Raw genomic sequence first — 18,927 nt, 5'->3', positions numbered from 1 at the left:
CGCCTGCCCTGGTGGGGGCAGGCGCTTTTTTACGCCAGCCATGGCTGAAGGCCAGGACAGCGCCGTGCAGCATGCAGGTCTGAAAGGTTAAACACAGATAAACCTCGGCGCTGCCGGGCGTGCTTGACTTTAACCTACATGTAGGTAGACAATCTGAGCCATGCCAGACAAGGCAGAGACCGTCAATCAGATTCTGGCCCTAGCTCAGAATCTTGTTCAGGAGCGGGGATTCAATGCTGTCAGTTACGGGGATATCAGCCGTCAGCTGGGCATCCGCAACGCCAGCATTCATTACTACTTTCCCAGCAAGAATGATCTGGGGACCGCGCTCGCCCGGCACTACCGTCAGCGTCTGGAAATGCAGCTCAATCACATCAGCCAGAACGTGGCTTCGCCAGCCGAACAGCTCGAGCAGTATCTTCAGGCCTACCAGACCGTCGTGCACGAGGACGGCCGGATCTGCCTGTGCACCGTACTGGCGGGGGAATACAACACCCTGCCGGTCAGCATGCAGCAGGAAGTCGGAGCTTTTTTCGATCTCAACGAAAGCTGGCTGACCCAGGTGATGGCTTTGGGGCAGTCGACCGGTGAACTGCACCTGAACGGCACCCCGCAGCAGGCGGCCGAGGCGCTTCTTGCCGCCCTGGAAGGTGCCATGCTGCTGGCCCGCTCCCACTCGGACCTCCGGCGTTTCCACGACATCGCACGCCGCTCGGTGGACGCGCTGCGCGCCGCCTGAATTCATTTGGCTTGACCTACCCACAGGTAGCTGAAAGCAGCCTCACGGGACCGGCCCGGTGGCTTTGCCTCTCGTTTCAGGAGCATCCCATGTCATACGTTACGGTCGGACAGGAAAACGGGCAGAACATCGAACTGTATTTCGAGGACCACGGCAGCGGCCAGCCGGTGGTCCTGATTCATGGCTTTCCGCTTAACGGCCACTCCTGGGAGCGGCAGGAGGCAGCCCTGCTGGACAGTGGTTACCGGGTCATCACCTACGACCGCCGCGGCTTCGGAGCCTCCAGCAAACCCAGCAGCGGCTACGACTATGACACCTTCACGGCGGACCTCGACGCCCTCTTGCGGCATCTCGACGTACGCGACGTGGTGCTGGTGGGGTTCTCGATGGGCAGCGGCGAGGTGACGCGCTATGTGGCGCAGTACGGCACGGAGCGGGTCAGCAAGGCGGTGCTGATCGGACCAATTCCACCTTTCCTGCTCAAGACCGCAGACAACCCGGACGGCGTTCCGCAGGAAGTGTTTGACGGCATCAAGGACGCCATCCGCCAGGATCGTCCGAAGTTTCTGACCTCATTCTTCGAGAATTTCTACAACACCGACGTCCACCTCGGCACCCGCCTCAGCGAGGAAGTGCTGCGCATGAACTGGAACGTTGCCGCCCGCGCTTCCGGCCGCGCCACGCTCGCATGCGTGGATACCTGGCTGACCGACTTCCGCGAGGACGTCGCACGAATCAATATTCCCACCCTGATCATTCACGGCGACGCCGACCGCATCCTGCCGTTCGACGCGACCGCAAAGCGCCTGCCCGACCTGATTGCGGGCAGTGAGCTGGTTGTCATCCCCGAAGGGCCACACAACATCCTGTGGCCCTTCGCTGAAGAAGTGAACCAGGCGCTGCTGAACTTTCTGCGCAAATAATCCAGGAGCGGGCACCCGGCTGTCTGCCTCAGGCTGCATCTCCTGCCGAAATCTCAGCGCCAGAGTAAAGCGTCCCTGCCAAATGCAGGGACGCTTTACATCCAGAGTCAGGACGTGAGCCCGGAATCCGCGGCCAGCTGGGCCGGCCGGCTGGCCAGCTCAGGGTGACCTGCCTCGGTCAGCGCCCGGTCGCGGATTCGGCAGGAATCGCACACGCCGCACGGCTCTGTTCCGCCCTGGTAGCAGCTCCAGGTCACGTCGACCGGCACACCGAGTTCCAGTGCCGCGTTCACGATATCGACCTTGGTCATATGCAGCAGCGGCGCCACCAGGGCAGCCCCGTGTCCTTCCAGTCCGGCCTTGGTGGCCAGATTCGCAAGGTGCTGGTAGGCCTCCAGATACTCGGGGCGGCAGTCGGGGTAACCGCTGTAATCCACGGCGTTGATGCCCAGATAGATCCGCTCGGCGCCTATCGCCTCGGCCAGGCTCAGGCCGATGGCGATAAACACGGTGTTGCGTCCCGGCACGTAGGTCGGCGGAATGACCCCGTCGTCGGCGCCGTCCGTGGGAACCGTGATGGTCTCGTCCGTCAGCGCACTTCCCCCGAAGCTGCCGAGGTTGATATCGATGATGCGGTGCTCGGCCCCGAAATGCCGGGCAATCTGCGCGGCCCGGTCCAGTTCGACGGTGTGCCGCTGACCGTAACGGAAAGACAGTGCGGCGCAGGTGTACCCGTCACGCCGCGTGGCGATCCCCAGCACCGTGCTGGAATCGAGCCCACCGGAAAGAAGAACCACGGCGCGTTTTTGCTGTGTCGTCATGTTCAGTACCCCAGTTGCGGATTTCCGCCCAGCGGAATGGGCCGTTTGTCACTGCCTGCGTCCAGATCGTCGGCGCGGTACAGCTTATGCATCTGATAGCCCGCCCGCAGGCGGGGGTTGGCCTTCACGGCCTCGGTAATGGCATTGAGCACCGCCGCGTCCCGCTCGCGCGCCTTGCTCCACTCCGGGTGCAGCCAGATCACCGCGTCGTCCTTCAGGCCGTCCAGCGTTGCCAGTCCGTCCCGGATATCGCTGGTGTCGTGAACGATGATCTTCACCTCATGGGCCTGCTGGACCACCGAAGGCAGCGGCAGGGTCCCAAATGGTTTGGGTGAAAGCGTTACCCAGTCGATCGCTCCCCTGAGCGGCGCGATCCCGCTGGTCTCCAGGTGAACACGCCGGCCCAGGCCATGCAGCGCCTCGACAAGCGGAGTCAGGTCAAAGAGGATGGGTTCACCGCCAGTTATGACCACCACCGCTCCCTCGGGGCTCTCCTGGGCCACACAGGCCGCAATGGCCTCAGGGGTCATCAGCTGCACCCCGGCCGGGCGGTAGTCCTTGTGCCAGGTTCCGGCGCTGTCACACCACGGGCATTCCTGCGGGCACCCGTACAGCCGCACGAAATACGCGGCGCGGCCCAGGTGAACGCCCTCACCCTGCCAGGTGTAGAAGCGTTCGAAGACGGGGTATTTCATTCCCAGTACTCGCACGAGGAGTCCGGGGTCTCCCAGAGGGTCACCTTCAGTTTCAGGTCGGCACCATCGTCTCCCGGCTCCAGATCCGCACGCACGCGCTCCATGGTCTTGCGGTGGATATACGCGGCAATCACTTCCGCCGTGGTGTCATCCCCCAGCTCAGGCACGTCATTCAGGTAGGTATGATCCAGCCCGCCCCCGGTCACGTCCTTCTTCGCCCATTTCAGGGTGCGGAAGTCCGCCACCATGATGTTGCGCCGGACATGGGCACTGGGCCGCAACCGGGAGGAGGTCAGTTCCATACGTACGCGGTAGGTATGACCGTGCAGCCGCCCGCACGGACCGTCATACCCGGCGATCACATGGGCGGAATCAAAGGTGAACTCAGTCCTGAGGGTCCAGGGCATCCTCTCTCCTTTCGGGCGCGACGTAGCGGACGGTGCAAACGGTATTGAGGCCACCACGCATGCCGTAATCACAGCGGATGGTCATCGACAGCGGATCAAGCAGCTGCGTCAGGTCCGCCAGCAGCCGCCGGGTGGCATGCTCGTGATAGATCCCCACGAAGCGGTAGCTGGTCAGGTAGTACTTCAGGCTCTTGAGTTCCACGCATTTTTCGCGTGGCTGGTAGCGGATCTCCAGCCGGCCAAAGTCCGGCAGGCCGCTCCAGGGGCACACCGGGCTGAACTCGTCGGTGATGATCTCGATGTCCATCGGTTCGCCAGGGTAGGCGGCCGGATCGTCCTGACGGACGTAAGCAAAGGTGTCGAGCACCGCCACGTCGATGGCGTCGAGGCCTTGCACGTCGTAGCGCCGGTCAAAACCCGGCTGGCACGGGGGGGTCGTTGTCATATGGTCCTCCTTAAAAGTCGGGCACCGCTTGACGCAGCTGGGCAACCGGCACAGAACACCCCAGTAAAAAGGGTCAGGCGCGCGGTTTCAGTGACGTGGACCCGTGGTCGTCAGCGGCAGGACGCTGCTTGTGCCGCACTGGTCAGAAACGTCAGAAGAGGCTGCTTTCTCTCCCATACGCGCTCAATAAAAAATCCCGCACAGGGCGGGATCTTCTTGGTGGCCAGGGCCGGACTTGAACCGGCGACCCAACGATTTTCAGTCGTTTGCTCTACCAGCTGAGCTACCTAGCCATGCCCCCGGAGGGGACTTTGGCGGTCCGGACGGGATTTGAACCCGCGACCTACTGCGTGACAGGCAGTTATGCTAACCGCTACACTACCGGACCATCTGGTACGCCGCAAAAAGCAGCGGGGTTAAGGATAGCGGCGCCTCTTCGCATTGTCAACCACGGTGCATTCGAACCAGGAGTCTTCAGAACGGAACCGCGCGCACGCCCTGAACTGGGGTGGCCTGTTGGGCGTCCAGCATCAGTTCAAGGTACTCACGACTATTCAGAGCATCGATCATGGCGAAGCGGTGAGTCTCGTTCAGCAGAATGCCGCCCTCGATCTGGGTATGACCGTAGATCCCAAAACTCAGCCCGGCCATGTCGACATACTCCGGCGACTCATGGAACCAGCGCTTGGGTCCATGATCGGCGTAGAACAGATCGTCGTAGTACAAGTGGGCCGGTAGCGGGCTGGCATGGGCGAACTGCACACTGGCCACGCGCAGTTCACGGGGGAAGTTCCGCATCCAGGCACGCAGATGTGCGGGCAGCGCCAGGCCACCGTGCTCGGGATCGAATTCCAGATGACGCAAGCCGCCGCTTGTCCCCAGGACGTACTGTGGATTGATCACCACATCATCGTGATTGCCCAGAATGATGTGAACAGCATGCGGAGCCGCTTCCTGGTAGGCCTTGAGCGCCTCCAGAGCGCGTATCTGGGCGGTGGCGGCGTAATACAGGTGGTCGGGGTTGTCGACCTCAAAACGCGTGACCCCTGCCAGGCGGCCGTACTCACGCTCATTCTTGGGATGAACCAGATCCCCGATCAGGACAACCTGATACAGGCCAGTAAGCACCGGGAGCGTCGGCCGTCCCTGGGCATCGGCGCAGCTTGCGGCGCGCAGGGCTGACCACATGGTGTCGAAGTCCGCATGCACGTCACCGATGGCAATGAATTTGTGCATGTTCACCTAGCTCTTGAGAAGCGCCTGAAGTTCTTTGTAGATCGCGCGGCTCTCGTCGAGCGTCTCGCCGTATCCGCGCATCAGGACGCGGGCAGCGTCACCTCCCCTGCCGGCCACCTTGAGCTGCTCCAGAAGATCCTCGATGTGACGGCGGGCCTTTTCCATCTGCGGATCACGGGGCGGCTCCGGTGGCAGCGTGACCGTACGCGGCACGGAGGGCAGGGGGGCCTCGGCATCCAGATCGGTGGTGTTGGCACCCTCGTCAGGGTCGAACTCCACCCAGGCGGTCTCCCCCGCCGGTACGCCGTAGGCCCGGGAAACATCGGCCAGCGCAGCCAGCTTGGCGTCGGTCAGGGTATGGGCTGTTGCCAGGCCTTCACGGGTGACGCCGGCCAGGGTCAGGCGAACACGCACCACGGGCGGCTGGGCACTGTCGCAGGCCCAGGTCAGGGTCCAGGCCGGATCTGCACTGCTCAGATGCGCGGCAAGCTGGTCGGGGTCGGGGGCCGGAATCACGCGCGCCTGATCGCCCCGGACCTCCAGGGTCGCCCAGGCGGTCATGCTGGCGCGCAGGGCCTCGCGGACGCGGTCGAGTTCTGCCATACCAGAGAGTGTAGCGCGGCTCTTTCATCTGGTCCGTGCTGGCGGATCAGGCGTCAGCTGCAGGGTCCGGGTCCGGCCCCAGTCCATAGGGTCTGTACTCATGGGCAGGTACTCTCCCGCGATCCAGCGGCCCTGCTGGTCGTCGGCGTGACGGCCGAGCGGATGGCCGTCCTGGCCAAGGCTCCCGATATACACGCTGCGGTTCATGTCACTCAGGTCAATCACCTGCCGGTAGCTCGCCCCGTGGGTCTGGGCATAGGAGCCGCGCTGAGGCCGGGCGACATTGACCGTGTTCGTACCTCCTGGTGTAGGAGCCGAGTGGTTGAACAGCCAGGCCAGCGCCTTGACCTTTCCGAAAGCACGGTGGTCACTGGCGACCCGGTGCAGCCGGCCATAGGTCCAGTCCTGAGGCTCCGGACCAAGTCGGGACCGCAGATCTGCCACCGCCGCTTCCAGGCTGCCCGACAGGGCCTCGGCACAGGTTCCCTGACCATTCACCGCGCACAGGGCACCATTCCGGCGCAGCTGATTCAGGACGCTGAGACTGTTCATCTGGGTCTGGGTTTCCAGCTCATCCTCTGCCAGACCGTGCAGCTGCATCAGCCAGGCTTCAAAAAGAGTGGCCTGAACGCTGTCTACCGTCTCGTTACCGTCCCAGCCACGAAGCAGGGCCAGGGCCCGGCGAGACAGGTCACTGCCGGGCACGGTCTTCAGCAGCACAGAGCGGAAATCACTCCACACCGGGCTGACGGTGTCAAGCTGTACCCGCTGCACGTCGGCAAGCGTCAGGCCACCTGGACGCACGGAGAGCAGTTCGGTGATGCGCTGCGCCCGGTAGGGTTCGGCCCAGTTCCGTGGGTTCCCCAGGGAAAAAGCATAGGCGGCCGGCACCACTTGATTGTTGGCACTGACGATCAGCCCATCGGCAGGGTTATAGGTGTGTGGCAGCCGGGCATGCGGAATGTAACCCTGCCATTCGCGGCGGCCGTCGCCAGACACCGGCAGGCTGCCGTCCCAGCCCTTTCGGACCGGAATGCGTCCAGGGGCGTAGTAGCCAGTATTGCCGTCTACATCGGCATAGACAAAGCTCTGAGTCGGGGCCACGTATTTTTCCAGTGCCCGTGTGAAATCCTGCCAGTTGCGCGCATAGTTGAGACCCAGGAACGCGTCCAGGGTGGTGTCGCCGGGCTGCAGCGCTGTCCATTTCAACGCCACACGAGGCCCGACTTCGCCGGCACCTACGTCACTGACGATAGGTCCGTGCCTGCTTTCGCGCACCCTGAGGTGCACGTCCGGCTGGCCCTTGACCCGGATGACTTCGGTACGGGCACTCAGGCGTGCCCCTTCCGGCTCAATGTACAGATCCTGCACGTCCGGGTTCACGTTGGTCACGCCCCAGGCGACCCGGTCATTGCGCCCGATCACAATGCTGGGCAGCCCCGGAATGCTGGCACCGATGGCTCTCAAGGTGGGTCCCTGCAGGTCAGCGAGGTACCACAGCATGGGGCTGGTCAGCGCCAGATGCGGATCATCCGCCAGGATCGGCCTGCCGCTCGCGGTGCGGCTGCCGGCCAGAACCCAGTTGTTGCTGCCCTTGCCGGGCACGGCCTGCAGGCCCAGTTCCCGCGCCGCGTTCAGGTGTGCCTGCAAGGCCTGCACAGTCGCAGGTGGCAGCCCAGTCTTCGGGCGGCTGGCGTGCTCGGGTCCGGTGTTTACCGGCGCGGGCGGGGTTGGGTGCACCGCACCCAGTTCATCAGCACTCAGGACTGTGGGGGCTCCTGCCGGGTACGGAGCGGTTACCTCGTTCAGACCGCGTCTACCCAGCTTGCTGACCACCCGGGTTCCCAGCACCTCATCAGCCTGGTTGCCGCCCAGGTCATAGGCCATCAGCTTGCTCCACGACAGGCTGTCCACCTCGGTCCAGGGTTCCGGGCTGTAGCGCAGGATGCGGAATTCCAGGGCAACCTTCCCCTGCTTCATCGCAGCGTTTACGCCCGCCGTGTAAGCCCGGATCAGCCCGCGGCTGCGTTCCGAAAGGGCCGGCAACGCCGAGAGAGCGGCGCGCTGAAATCCCCAGGTACGCAAAAACCGGTCCTGCGGCAGGGCCGCGGCACCCAGGACTTCAGACAGGCGGCCCTGCACCACCCGGCGCTGAAAATCCATCTGCCAGGAGCGGTCCTGCCAGTGCACGAAACCCAGGGCATAGACCGCGTCCTCGTCACTGGCGCGGGCACGGATGTGCGGCACACCCCATTCGTCGCGGGTGACCGTTACCGGACCCTGAAGCCCGGAAAGCCTGAGTTCCCCACCTACCCGTGGCGCCGCTCCTGCATGCACCCACCATGCTGCCGCACCCAGCACCAGGGCCAGCAGCAGGACCACCAGGGCAGATGCATGCCAAAGCCTCCACCACACCGATCTGCGCCGCAGCACCATATTCCAAGCCTCCCGATTGAAGATTGGGCGCAGCATAGCGGCCTCTGAACGCATGCGCTGCGCCACCTGATCAGGGCACAGCCCCTTACACTGAAGGTTGAATGCTCTGGGTGCGGCCACTGACCATGCTGCGGCTTCTGACGCTGCTGATGCTGTGCGAACTGGTGCGCACTGGCTTTTTTGTGTCGGCGCTGCCGGTCGGCGGGCCTGCACTGGGGCTGGGCACCGCCGCCATCGGGCTGCTGACCAGCGCCCATTACCTGGGCGACGCCCTGAGCAAAGGCCCTTCTGGCCTGCTGACCGAACGCTGGGGACTGGGCCGGATCCTGCTGCTGGGCACACTGCTGGGAGTGGTGGCCATCGCAGGCACGCGGATGCTGCCGCACCCGGTCTGGGGCGTGCTGGCCTGCGCCGCCTGGGGCGTTACCTACGCCGCCGTGTGGCCCGGCGTGATGAGTGCCTCGCAGGCGCTGGCAAACCCTGGACGTACAGCACGGGCTCTGGCTGTCAGCAATCTGGTGGTGGCACCAGCCATTCTGCTTGGTGCCCTGGGCGTGGGCCCACTGATGAAGGCCCGTGCTGACCTGGGCTGGACCCTGCTGATCGCGGCTCAGGGAGCAGCGGTCGTGCTGGCCCTGAGTCTGCTGCCCCTACGCCTGCCCCGGCAGGCAGAGCTGGCCGGTAACGTATGGAAGGGCTGGAGCCGGGTTGCCGCGCTGCTCCCGGCGGCGTTCGTGCAGACGCTGGCCCCGGGGCTGCTCATAACCATCCTGTACCCGCTGCTTGACCAGCTGAATCTCAGCCTGCAGCAACTGCTGGGGCCGGGTGCCCTGGCGCTGGCCATTTTCGGGCTGAGCCTGTGGGGCGCCGGGCGGCTGGCAGACCGGGAGCATCCACGGCGGGCTCTGCTGCCGGGACTGCTGCTGCTGGCCGCCACTTTCGGGCTGGCGGCCCTGCCCGATGTGCAGCGCCACCTGTGGCCGCTGGCTGTACTGCTGGGTGCTGGGTATGGAGCCTTTGTGACCGGCTGGAACGGGCTGGTGGCCCGCACTCTCCCGGAGGGAAACCGCGCTGCTGCCTGGGGCACGGTCATGGCGGTCGAAGCACTGGGGTACGCCATCGGACCGGTGCTGGGCGGCGCTGCATGGCAGGCCGCCGGGCAGGCCGGGGTGTTCGGGCTGGGAGCGCTCGCCTTCCTGGTGGCCCTGGCCTATGACCTGATACGCCGGGAACGACAGGTAGCTCAGCCGACCTGAATCGGCAAAAACTTCTGGTCTCCACCTGCGCCAGCCCCACTTGTGGTCCCCAGGAGAATCAGAGGCAGCCTGAAGCCCAGCACTCACCGAAACACTGAAGTGACAGACATCAACCGGACTGCTCTACGCACGCCGCCCAGGAGGATCATGGAGCCAGCCCGGGAACCGGCTTTCAAATCGTTCTGGACAGGAAAATTCACGCCCTATTGGGTGGAGGTCGCCTGAATCCACCAGTCCGGATACCGCGCCGCCAGGACCTGCGCGGCCCGGTCTGCGTGCATGGCGTCCTGCGCCAGGGCGAAACAGGTGCTGCCGGATCCGCTCATCAGAGGCGCGTGCAGGCCAGCATCCCTCAGGGCATCCAGGGCGACCTGAATCAGAGGATGACGGGCGACCACCGCAGGCTGTAAGGCGTTGAAGTACGGCACTTCCTCCGAGCCGGCGGCTAATCCCTGAACAATGGCCTGCACGTCCAGTTCAGAAGTAAATGCCCCCGTCTCGTCCAGCCAGAGGTACGCTTCCCGGGCGCTGACCTCCACACCAGGGTTGAGCAGCACTAGTGAAAGGGGTCCAGTCTGCACAGGGCTCAGGCGTTCTCCCACACCCTCAGCGATGGCCGCACTGCCCAATAGAAAAAAGGGGACGTCCGCACCGAGCCTCAGAGCCAGACCCGGGAGGTCCACATCAGCCGGGTACATTTCATGAAGCGCCCGCAGGGTACTGGCGGCGTCGCTGCTTCCTCCCCCCAGCCCGGAGGCCAGCGGCAGCTGCTTATGCAGCGTGATGGCGGCGCCACGCGCCATGCCGGCGGCGTCCAGATAGGCATGCGCAGCGCGGTAGACAAGGTTGCGGCTGTCGCACGGCAGGTCTGCGCCCAGGACCCGCAGAGACAGTTCGCTGGCCGGTTCAAGCTCCAGTTCGTCGCCGGTGGCCAGCGGGACCATCAGCGAGTGCAGGTCATGGTAACCGTCGCTGCGCACCCCCAGCACACTGAGCCCAAGGTTGATCTTGGCCGGGGCAAAGACCTGCATCAGCAACCGGCTCCGTCCCATACCCGGGCCAGCGCCTCTGCCAGCGCCAGGTCCCCGGGGGTGGTGACCTTGAACAGCCGCGCGTCTCCGGGCACCAGCCGCACCCGGCCGCCCAGCCGCGCGACCAGTCCGGCGTCGTCCGTGGCGGTATGGCCCTGCGAACGGGCCTGCGCGTGCGCTTCGAGCAGCACCTCGCGCAGGAACGCCTGAGGCGTCTGCACCCCCCAGAGATTCTCACGGCTGACCAGCTCACCCCAGCAGCCGGTATCTCCCGCCTGCTCGCCTGTGCCCGCGCGCACCAGGGTGTCGGCGACCGGAAGGGCAGCGGTCGCGGCTCCGGTATCCAGGACCGCTTCAAGCAGGGCGTGAATCACGCCCTCCGGCAGAAAGGGCCGCGCCGCGTCGTGAACCAGGACCCGCTCGGCTGCTGTGGCATGCAGCAGGCGCCGGACACTCTCCTGCCGGGTTTCACCGCCCACGATAGCCCGCGCCGGAATACCCGGGGGAAGCTCGGTGCCCACCGGCAACGCCACCAGAACCTCGTCCACGTGGGGGGCCAGCGCCGCCACACTGCGCGCAAGCAGGGTCTGCCCGGCCACCTCCACAAAGGCTTTGGGGCCCCGGCCCAGACGCGTACCGGACCCCGCGGCCGGAACCAGGGCCGCGCTCCGTCCAGCCAGCAGACACGGGCCGCTCACTGCTCTGCCTCCGGGGTGCTGCCGGGTTCCTTCCAGCGGCGGAACCCCGGCACGTCCAGTCCGAACTGATCCAGCACGCGCGCAGTGACAAAGTGCAGCAGTTGAGCCACGGTGTCCGGGGCGTGATAGAAGCCTGGACTGGCAGTCATGACCCTGGCACCCGCATCATGGACAGCCAGCAGGTTGAGCAGCATGGGCCGGGGCAACGGGTCCTCGCGGATGACCAGCACCAGGGGGCGGCGCTCCTTGAGGGTCACATGCGCGGCGCGCGACAGCAGGTTGTCGGCCAGTCCATGCGCGACTTTGGCCAGCGTGCCGGCGCTGCAGGGAATGATCAACATGCCGTCGGTGCGGTAGGACCCGCTGGCCACGCTGGCGGCCAGGTCCCGGTCCTCGTGAACCTGCGACGCCAGCGCCGTCAGGTCCGGCAGCTGCGGCCCGGACTCTTCAGCTGTCATGACCCGCTTGGCTCCGCTGCTCACGACCAGATGCGTCTCCACATTCAGGTCCTTCAGGACCTGAAGAACTCCATGCGCGTAGGGAATCCCGCTGCCGCCCGAAATACCCACCACCAGCCTCATGCCTGCAGGCTAGCAGCCTTGGCCCGGACTTTATGCCTCCTGCTGGGCGTGGAGCCGGACGCGGCGGGCAAAGCGGATTTCAGCGGCCACGAACCCCAGGATGCCCAGCAGGTAGGTCAACGCCAGGGCGCCCAACAGAGTCAGCCGCACACCAGGCAGCGAGAGGTTCACCAGATTTGGGAAGGCAATCAGGCCACTCAGCGGCATCAGCGCGCTGATACAGGCGGCCCAGCCCAGCAGCAGCACGCTGCCCCAGGCACTGTGAAGCAACGCCGATCCTGGCAGCAGTACGCCCAGTATTCGGTACGCGGCTGGCCGGCCCAGTCGCTCCTCGTTCGCCGCACGCGGCAGTAGCAGAGTGAAGGCCAACCATCCTGTGACGATCAGGGCTCCCAGCAGGGCCCAGCCCAGACGCACGCTGTTGCCAGGGGCCGCTGTTACCAGCGACACCGGTTCACGCAGGTTGCCCCGCAGTGTGGCTCCCAGGTCTCCTGTCAGCGCACGCGTCAGACTGCGCTGATCGGGATAGCACAACCTGGGCTGGTTGGGCCGGTAGGTGCGCTGGAACGCCAGCTCCGGAGAGGAGGGGCTCAGGCCAAGATTGAATGCTGCGGCGCTCAGGGTAGGCCGGTCTGCCAGTGCGGCGCGGTACAGGTCGCGGGCCTGAGCCTCATCGCCGCGGGTCTGGGCGATCACACCCAGGTTGTTCCGGGCGCAGGCATCGGGCAGCGCCCGGGTGTAGTGCTCGCGCGCCTGGGTGGCATTTCCATCAAGCTGGGCATTGAGTCCGCTCAGCAGCGCTGTATCGGGCCCGGGCCGCAGGTTCAGGCGACTGAGCTGGGTGCTGACCCAACTGCCTCCGTAGGTCCCGGTGGTCACAGCCGCAGCCTTCAGACCGCTGCTGGCCAGGTTGGTCCACTGCCAGCCCCCCAGGACCGTAAACAGGGCAGCGGCCAGCAGAACCAGGGTCAGGCGCTCGCCCGCACTGGCATATGCCACCGCCAGGCGCCGCGCGCGCGACAGGGGGCGGCGCCAGCCCAGCAGGCGGCCACCCAGCGCCCGGGTGTCCTCCCCCTGGGCCCGCCAGGCACGGGCAGTCAGCGTCAGCAGTGCGGCGGTCAATGCCAGCAGCAGGCTCAGGGCTGCCAGGCGCGCTGCGTCCCGCAGGGTATGGGTGCCCTCCAGCCCCAGGTTGTACAGGGTGCCGCCGCGCAGGCTGCGGGCAAACTGACGCCATTCCTCGGCCTCACCGACACGGCCCTGGGTCTCCAGGGCCCGGGCATAGCGCTCGTACAGCGCCAGCCCTCCTTCGAACCGTGGATGCAGCTCACGCAGGTAGCGCATCCAGACCTCGGCACGGGTCAGGCGGTTCTGGTCAAGCAGCGTGCCGACATACCCGCTGGGGTTGCCGTAAGCGCCGAGCGCCGCCCGGCTGACCGGCACCTCCGGATCGAAGCCACGCTCGGCGGCGTCACGCCGAGCGTGCTCCAGCGCCAGATCTGCCGCAGAGGGAAAGCCGGCGGCATCAAGTCGCGCGGCAAGCTGAACCCACGCCGGAAACGGCAGCGTGGTATTGAGGGCCCGTCGCACCGCGCTGAGGCTGCCGTACAGGTCGCCCTCGGCGCTGGCCAGCCGCGCCTCGCGCAATGCCAGGAAAGGATTGCCTGGGTCCTGCGCTGCGGCTGGCTCAACCGCCTGGGCAGGTATCCGGTCAGCAGTGTAGGCCAGCCAGCCGGTCACTTTTGGATCCGGAGGCGGCACCACCCGCTCAAGCGCCGTCAGGGTCCCGTTGGTGCGGCTCAGGGTAAAGAGCCCCACGGCCCCGGCCTGCTCGGTGCTGACACGCAGCCCCCCGCTGCTGGCGTCCAGCGAGGTCACCATGCCCGGCAGATCAATGCGCTCGCTGATCTGTCCGGTGTTTGAGAAGGCATACACCACCGGGCCAACCCCCAGGTAGGTCACGCCACCGGCCTCGACCGGGGCCGTCAGCGTACCCATCCAGTCCGGAAAACTCCGCTGCCAGACGACCCGGGGTCCATTCTCGAAGCGCAGGGTGCGGCCTTCAAGCACGGCATTGGCGCACGCACTGCCCAGCAGCAGCAGGGCCAGCGGCAGCACACGGGTCGAGGGCTTCATGCTCTCCGGGAGGCCGCCAGCAGGTGCAGGGCACGCAGCGCCATGGCACCTCCCCCGGCCAGCAGATCCAGCAGCCCACCGTAGCGGGTAGAGAGCATCAGCCCCACCGGTACCGCCACCACTGTGGCTACCGGCACGGCATTGAGCTTAATCCGACGCTGCAACAGCGCACGGTAGAGCGGAATTACTGCCAGCGCAGTGGCCAGGGTCCCCAGTAGCGTTAGGGGAGCCAGCACCAGCAGTGCTCCGCCCAGAGGCGCGATCCCACCGCCGCCCCGGAGGCCGAAAAAGACTGGATAGCAGTGCCCCAGTACCACGAACAGCGCGGCCACCCAGCTTGCGTCCGGAGCGATGGCACGCGCCAGCAGCGCGGCGGCCACACCTTTCAGAATGTCTCCTGCCGCGACCAGCAGCGCGGCCTGCAGACCGTACTGCCGGTAGGTCCCGCTGCCACCCGGCAGATCGCGCTCACGGATATCGGTGCCACGTGCGCGTGAATACAGCACGCCCATAACCAGGGAGCCCAGCAGGTAGGAAAGAACGGCAAGCACCAGCGCGGGCATGGCCGCATTCTAGAGTGCCGGAGCTGCCACTCGGCGCTGTATTCCTGACGGGTCAGCCGAAGCCGTAGACTCGTACCATGAGCCGCGACTCTCTGACGCGCGCCGAGCTGCGCCGCTATTCACGTCAGCTGCTGGTGCCCGAGTGGCTGGACGCTGGAGCCCAGGAGCGGGTGCGCGCAGCCTCGGTGCTGCTGGTGGGAGCAGGCGGCCTGGGTGGACCCGTGGCTGCCCAGCTCTCGGGCGCGGGTGTGGGCCGGCTGGTGATAGCAGACGGAGACACCGTGGCACTCAGCAATCTGCACCGTCAGACGCTGTTTGCCCAGGAAGACGTGGGCCGGGCCAAGGCGCAGGTGGCAGCTGCGCGGGTGCAGTGCATCAACCCCCACGTGACTGTGCACACGGCAGAGGCCGTCAATGCAGGAAATATCGGCCCGCTGGTTGCAGAGGCTGACCTGGTGATCGACGCGACCGACAACTTCGAGACCCGCTATCTGATCGCAGACGTCTGTACCCGTGCTGGGCAGCGCTGGGTATGGGGTGCGGCCAGTGGCACCAGCGGCATGGTCAGCGTTTTCGGGCCAGAACTGGGCCTGCGTGACGTCTTTCCTGACGCTGCAGATGCACTGTCGTGCGACGAGGCTGGAGTTCTGGGGCCACTGCCGAATGTGGTAGGCAGCATGATGGCTCTGGAAGCCCTGAAAGTCCTGGGTGGCGTAGGAGAACCATTGCAGGGACGTCTGTGGACCCTGGACGCCCTGAGCGGACGCAGCCGGGTACTCAATCTGCAGGCCACCCCCCAATCTTTATCTTTCCTTTAAGTGTTGGAATCAGGAGTGGAGCGTTCCAGCCGCCCTTCAACCGATTCCACGACATATTTCAGATCCCAGGCATGGGTAGCGTCACAAAAGTCCGTGCCAGAGCGCAGTTTTCAGGATTGACGTAGAAAAACAGTGTGTTACTGTGCCAATGAGCCGATCCCTGCTCAATTCAATCGCCTGGAGGTTCCTGTATGGCCAAGAGCACCAAGCCTGCCGCCAAGAAACCCGCCGCTGCTACGTCCCGCCGCGCCGCTGCCGCGGGCAGCAAGATTGCCAAGACCCAGCTGATCGAAATGGTCGCCGACCGCACCAGCCTGAACAAAAAGCAGGCCGGAGACGCGGTAGCCACCATGCTCGAATGCGTGGTAGGCGCCCTGCGGGAGGGCCGCAACGTCGGTCTGCCTGGTCTGGGAACCCTGAGCGTGGCCCAGACAGCGGCCCGCACTGGCGTACGCCCCGGCACTAGTGAGAAGATCACCATTCCTGCCGGAAAAAAGATCCGTTTCAAGGTAGCCAGTACCCTCAAAGGCAACCTGTAAAACGCGCTGCACTACAGAGGGCCGACGCCAGGACCGGGTCGGCCCTCGTTATCGTCTGCTGGAAGCTGCCCCGCCGTGTGTAGCCCCCGCACCGTAGTGCGGCCCTCAGGCCGCTAGGCTGGGACCCAGACTCTTCATTCGAACACGCGCACTACACCGGGGGCGCAGGACCAAGGCCGCACCCCCAAGGAGGCCACATGAGCCGCATTCTGATTCTCAGTACCCTCGTTGCCCTGGCAGGAAGCGCCGCTGCCAAACCTGTCGTGGTTGGCAGCAAGCTCGACCCCGAAGCACAGATCCTGGGTCAGATGATCCTGCTGACCCTCAAGAACGCCGGAATCGAAGTGACCGACCGCACCAGCCTGGGTGATACCGGAGTCAACCGCAAGGCCATCCTGGCCGGTGAAATCGACGTGTACCCCGAGTACACCGGCAATGCGGTCTATCTGTTTCCCAAGGCCAAGATCACACCCAAGCAGGCTGGTAACCCCGGCACCATCTACGGCCTGGCGCGCCAGCTGGACAGCCGCAATGGCATCACCTGGCTCAAACCCGCGCAGGTCAACAACACCTGGGTGATTGCCGTGCCGCAGTCACTGGCCCAGAGTGCCCGCCTGAGCAGCGTGGCCGATCTGGCACGCTATCTGAAAGCCGGTGGCAAGTTCAAGATTGCCGGCAGCCCAGAGTTCTTCAACCGCCCAGATACCATGCCAGCGTTCGAGGCCGCTTATGGCTTCAAGCTGAGCAGTGCCCAGAAGCTCGTGCTTGCAGGTGCCACGCCCCCCCAGACACAGCAGGCTGCCGCGCAGGGCACCAGCGGCGTGAACGCGGCGATGGCCTATGGAACGGACGGCAGCCTCGCAGCGCTCAAAATGGTTGCCCTGAAAGATCCAAAGGGAGCGCAGGCGGTGTATCAGCCCGCAGTCATCATCCGCACAGAAACCCTGAAAGCCAATCCGCAGATCGCCACACTGCTTAACCGGGTGTTTTCGACCCTGAATCAAAACACCATGCAGGGCCTCAACGCCCAGGTCGCCCTGGAAGGGCGCAGCGCCCAGAGCGTGGCACAGGCTTATCTGAAGGGCAAAGGCCTGATCAAGTGACTTTCGGGCGGCCGCGTTGACCGCCCTTTCTTCTGAACCCGTCTCTTTGGAAGAAGGGACATCAGCACGTGCGGATATCCGCGTGGTGCTCTGGCTGGGCGCCCTTCCCCTGCTGTCTGGTGCCCTGTTGCCGTGGGTCCTGCTGCGGCCCAATCGTCTGGCCCCTGGAGAACTGCTGCGCCTGCCCCTGGCCATCACGCTGGTGCTGCTGCTGCTGGCCGTGCTCCCGGCCCTGCTGATCCGCCGCTCTCCTGAACTGTCCGCCTCTGCCGCGGCTGGCAGTATAGTGGCGGCCTTCTGGCTGCTGGGCGAGCGCACGGCCGGGGCCCTGACCGGACAGGCCGAGTTCGCGCGGGCCAGCGCTGCCTCCGGGTTCTGGCTGTATATGGTGGGGGCGTTAATCGCCGCCTTCGGCGCGGCACAGACTGGCTGGGTACCCCGGCTGTGGGCCTGGGCCTGGGTGCCCGCAACTGCGCTCCTGGTACTGAGCGGTCAGCTGAGCACCTGGTCGGTCCTCGTGGAAGCCCGCAGCGAGGGTCCCCGCTGGGTGCAGGAATTCGGCCAGCATCTGCGGCTGGTGGGCTCAGCGCTGGGACTGGCAGTTTTCCTGGGCGTGCCACTGACACTCTGGGCGGTCCGCTGGGAACGGGTGGCCGCTGGCGCGCTGGGCATAGCAAACGCTGTTCAGACCATCCCCAGCCTCGCCCTCCTGGGTCTGCTGATTGTGCCGCTTGCTGCACTGTCACGCGCCTTTCCCGCTTTAAGGGAAGTGGGCGTTGCCGGTATTGGTGTCGCTCCGGCCCTCACGGCCATGACGCTTTACGCCCTGCTGCCGGTCCTCCGGAACGGCATTGAAGCGCTGCGTGGGGTGCCGCCCGGCACCGTGGACGCGGCCAGGGGCATGGGCATGACCCCAGCTCAGACGTTCTGGCGGGTCGAGCTGCCGCTGGCACTGCCTGTGTGGCTCAGTGGTGTGCGGCAGGCAGCGGTCATGCTGGTGGGTGTGGCAGCGGTCGCTGCGCTGATCGGGGCAGGCGGGCTGGGTACCTATATTTTCAAGGGGCTGCAAAGCGCAGCGACTGACCTGATTCTACTGGGCGCGGTCCCGGCAGCCCTGCTCGCAGTGCTGGTGGACGCTCTGCTGCGCGCCGCCGAAAGGTGGCTGAGCGGCAGGCTGGGTCGGGCGGGAGACGAATGATCGAGCTTGAGCATCTGGAAAAACATTACGGCGCTCAGGCGGTGGTTCAGGATCTGAGCCTGGTCTTCCCTGCCGGTCAGGTCACGGCGTTGCTGGGGCCCTCGGGCTGTGGGAAGACCACCACCCTGCGCATGATCAACCGCCTGATTGAGCCTACCGCTGGAATGGTGCGGCTTGGCGGTCAGGACACGCGTGAACTGCGCCCGGAGGTGCTGCGCCGGGGCATCGGCTATGTCATTCAGCAGATCGGGCTGTTTCCCCACCTGAACGTGGCCCAGAACGTAGCCACCGTGCCGGAACTGCTTGGGCGTTCGCGTCAGGAGACAGCCCGCCGGGTGGACGAACTGCTTGACCTGGTCGGTCTGGATCCTGACACTTTCCGGCACAAGCGCCCAGCTCAGCTCTCGGGCGGGCAGGCACAGCGAGTCGGGGTGGCACGGGCCCTTGCTGCGGACCCACCGGTGCTGCTGATGGATGAACCTTTCGGCGCACTGGACCCACTGGCACGCGAGCATCTGCAGCAGGCCTTCCGTGAGATTCAACGCCGCCTTCACAAGACCGTGGTCCTGGTGACGCATGACATTGATGAAGCGTTGCGGCTGGGCGACCAGATCGCCCTGATGAACGCAGGACGCCTGGAACAATTCGGTACTCCGGATGATCTGATTTACCGCCCGGCCTCGTCCTTCGTGAGCGCAT

20 protein-coding genes and 2 tRNA genes (1 of these 22 cut by a window edge) are annotated in these 18,927 nt (G+C 65.4%); 8 read left to right on the top strand and 14 right to left on the bottom strand.

Features of this window, described 5'->3' with window-relative positions:
• Nucleotides 1-160: 160 nt before the first annotated feature.
• A complete protein-coding gene (locus DEIDE_RS00200) occupies nt 161-739 on the top strand; it encodes a TetR/AcrR family transcriptional regulator (protein WP_012691957.1) in 579 nt (192 codons plus the stop codon).
• Nucleotides 740-828: 89 nt separating this feature from the next.
• Nucleotides 829-1,662, top strand: a complete 834-nt coding sequence (locus DEIDE_RS00195; RefSeq protein ID WP_012691956.1) for an alpha/beta fold hydrolase — start codon at nt 829-831, stop codon at nt 1,660-1,662.
• Nucleotides 1,663-1,769: 107 nt separating this feature from the next.
• Here the strand turns inward: DEIDE_RS00195 and queC are convergent, their stop codons facing one another.
• The 9 genes from queC to DEIDE_RS00150 all read right to left on the bottom strand — a co-directional run bounded on the left by queC (nt 1,770) and on the right by DEIDE_RS00150 (nt 8,305).
• Nucleotides 1,770-2,483, bottom strand: a complete 714-nt coding sequence (gene queC, locus DEIDE_RS00190; protein WP_012691955.1) for a 7-cyano-7-deazaguanine synthase QueC — start codon at nt 2,481-2,483, stop codon at nt 1,770-1,772.
• 2 nt (nt 2,484-2,485) lie between these two features.
• Entirely contained in the window at nt 2,486-3,178 is a 693-nt protein-coding gene (locus tag DEIDE_RS00185) for a 7-carboxy-7-deazaguanine synthase QueE (RefSeq protein WP_012691954.1), read from the bottom strand.
• Nucleotides 3,175-3,585: a 6-pyruvoyl trahydropterin synthase family protein gene (locus DEIDE_RS00180; RefSeq protein WP_012691953.1), complete on the bottom strand. Its 411-nt coding sequence runs from the start codon at nt 3,583-3,585 to the stop codon at nt 3,175-3,177. The genes DEIDE_RS00185 and DEIDE_RS00180 overlap by 4 nt, the downstream gene beginning before the upstream one ends.
• A complete protein-coding gene (gene queF / locus DEIDE_RS00175) occupies nt 3,563-4,030 on the bottom strand; it encodes a preQ(1) synthase (protein WP_012691952.1) in 468 nt (155 codons plus the stop codon). The genes DEIDE_RS00180 and queF overlap by 23 nt, the downstream gene beginning before the upstream one ends.
• A gap of 217 nt (nt 4,031-4,247) precedes the next feature.
• A tRNA-Phe gene (locus DEIDE_RS00170) sits at nt 4,248-4,323 on the bottom strand.
• A 19-nt stretch (nt 4,324-4,342) separates the two neighbouring features.
• A tRNA-Asp gene (locus DEIDE_RS00165) sits at nt 4,343-4,418 on the bottom strand.
• Between the two features lie 86 nt (nt 4,419-4,504).
• Nucleotides 4,505-5,266 (bottom strand): metallophosphoesterase, encoded by a 762-nt coding sequence (locus DEIDE_RS00160; protein ID WP_012691951.1) that lies wholly within the window; start codon nt 5,264-5,266, stop codon nt 4,505-4,507.
• Between the two features lie 6 nt (nt 5,267-5,272).
• Nucleotides 5,273-5,869, bottom strand: a complete 597-nt coding sequence (locus DEIDE_RS00155) for a hypothetical protein (RefSeq protein ID WP_012691950.1) — start codon at nt 5,867-5,869, stop codon at nt 5,273-5,275.
• Nucleotides 5,870-5,893: 24 nt separating this feature from the next.
• Nucleotides 5,894-8,305 (bottom strand): penicillin acylase family protein, encoded by a 2,412-nt coding sequence (locus DEIDE_RS00150; protein WP_012691949.1) that lies wholly within the window; start codon nt 8,303-8,305, stop codon nt 5,894-5,896.
• A 101-nt stretch (nt 8,306-8,406) separates the two neighbouring features.
• On the opposite strand from DEIDE_RS00150, the gene DEIDE_RS00145 reads away from it, so the two are divergent.
• Entirely contained in the window at nt 8,407-9,561 is a 1,155-nt protein-coding gene (locus tag DEIDE_RS00145; RefSeq protein ID WP_012691948.1) for an MFS transporter, read from the top strand.
• A 203-nt stretch (nt 9,562-9,764) separates the two neighbouring features.
• Here DEIDE_RS00145 and DEIDE_RS00140 read toward each other — a convergent pair whose 3' ends face one another.
• Genes DEIDE_RS00140 through DEIDE_RS00120 form a run of 5 tightly spaced genes read right to left on the bottom strand, consistent with a single transcriptional unit; the run spans nt 9,765 to nt 14,570 of the window.
• Entirely contained in the window at nt 9,765-10,592 is an 828-nt protein-coding gene (locus DEIDE_RS00140) for a 4-(cytidine 5'-diphospho)-2-C-methyl-D-erythritol kinase (RefSeq protein ID WP_012691947.1), read from the bottom strand.
• A complete protein-coding gene (gene ispD / locus DEIDE_RS00135) occupies nt 10,592-11,290 on the bottom strand; it encodes a 2-C-methyl-D-erythritol 4-phosphate cytidylyltransferase (RefSeq protein ID WP_012691946.1) in 699 nt (232 codons plus the stop codon). The genes DEIDE_RS00140 and ispD overlap by 1 nt, the downstream gene beginning before the upstream one ends.
• Nucleotides 11,287-11,871, bottom strand: a complete 585-nt coding sequence (locus DEIDE_RS00130) for a UbiX family flavin prenyltransferase (protein WP_012691945.1) — start codon at nt 11,869-11,871, stop codon at nt 11,287-11,289. The genes ispD and DEIDE_RS00130 overlap by 4 nt, the downstream gene beginning before the upstream one ends.
• A gap of 30 nt (nt 11,872-11,901) precedes the next feature.
• Nucleotides 11,902-14,007 carry a hypothetical protein gene (locus DEIDE_RS00125; protein ID WP_012691944.1) on the bottom strand — a complete coding sequence of 702 codons (2,106 nt, stop codon included), beginning with the start codon at nt 14,005-14,007 and terminating at the stop codon, nt 11,902-11,904.
• A complete protein-coding gene (locus tag DEIDE_RS00120; RefSeq protein ID WP_012691943.1) occupies nt 14,004-14,570 on the bottom strand; it encodes a glycerol-3-phosphate acyltransferase in 567 nt (188 codons plus the stop codon). Before DEIDE_RS00120 ends, DEIDE_RS00125 begins: the two co-directional genes overlap by 4 nt.
• Before the next feature lie 77 nt (nt 14,571-14,647).
• On the opposite strand from DEIDE_RS00120, the gene DEIDE_RS00115 reads away from it, so the two are divergent.
• From DEIDE_RS00115 to DEIDE_RS00095, 5 genes are all read left to right on the top strand, one after another.
• Nucleotides 14,648-15,388, top strand: a complete 741-nt coding sequence (locus DEIDE_RS00115) for a HesA/MoeB/ThiF family protein (RefSeq protein ID WP_012691942.1) — start codon at nt 14,648-14,650, stop codon at nt 15,386-15,388.
• Nucleotides 15,389-15,579: 191 nt separating this feature from the next.
• Nucleotides 15,580-15,927, top strand: a complete 348-nt coding sequence (locus DEIDE_RS00110; protein WP_012691941.1) for an HU family DNA-binding protein — start codon at nt 15,580-15,582, stop codon at nt 15,925-15,927.
• A 197-nt stretch (nt 15,928-16,124) separates the two neighbouring features.
• Nucleotides 16,125-17,030, top strand: a complete 906-nt coding sequence (locus tag DEIDE_RS00105) for a glycine betaine ABC transporter substrate-binding protein (RefSeq protein WP_012691940.1) — start codon at nt 16,125-16,127, stop codon at nt 17,028-17,030.
• Between the two features lie 82 nt (nt 17,031-17,112).
• Complete coding sequence (locus tag DEIDE_RS00100) at nt 17,113-18,228, top strand: ABC transporter permease (RefSeq protein ID WP_242402926.1); 1,116 nt, start codon at nt 17,113-17,115, stop codon at nt 18,226-18,228.
• A protein-coding gene (locus DEIDE_RS00095; protein WP_012691938.1) for an ABC transporter ATP-binding protein crosses the window boundary here: on the top strand, nt 18,225-18,927 show its 5' portion. It continues 224 nt past the right edge of the window; the window shows 703 of its 927 coding nt (coding positions 1-703); the start codon lies at nt 18,225-18,227; the stop codon falls past the right edge of the window. The genes DEIDE_RS00100 and DEIDE_RS00095 overlap by 4 nt, the downstream gene beginning before the upstream one ends.

Source organism: Deinococcus deserti VCD115, assembly GCF_000020685.1.
GTDB classification, from domain to species: Bacteria; Deinococcota; Deinococci; order Deinococcales; family Deinococcaceae; genus Deinococcus; species Deinococcus deserti.
The sequence above is the reverse complement of the archived record's forward strand: the minus strand, read 5'-3'. Positions and strand labels throughout refer to the sequence as shown.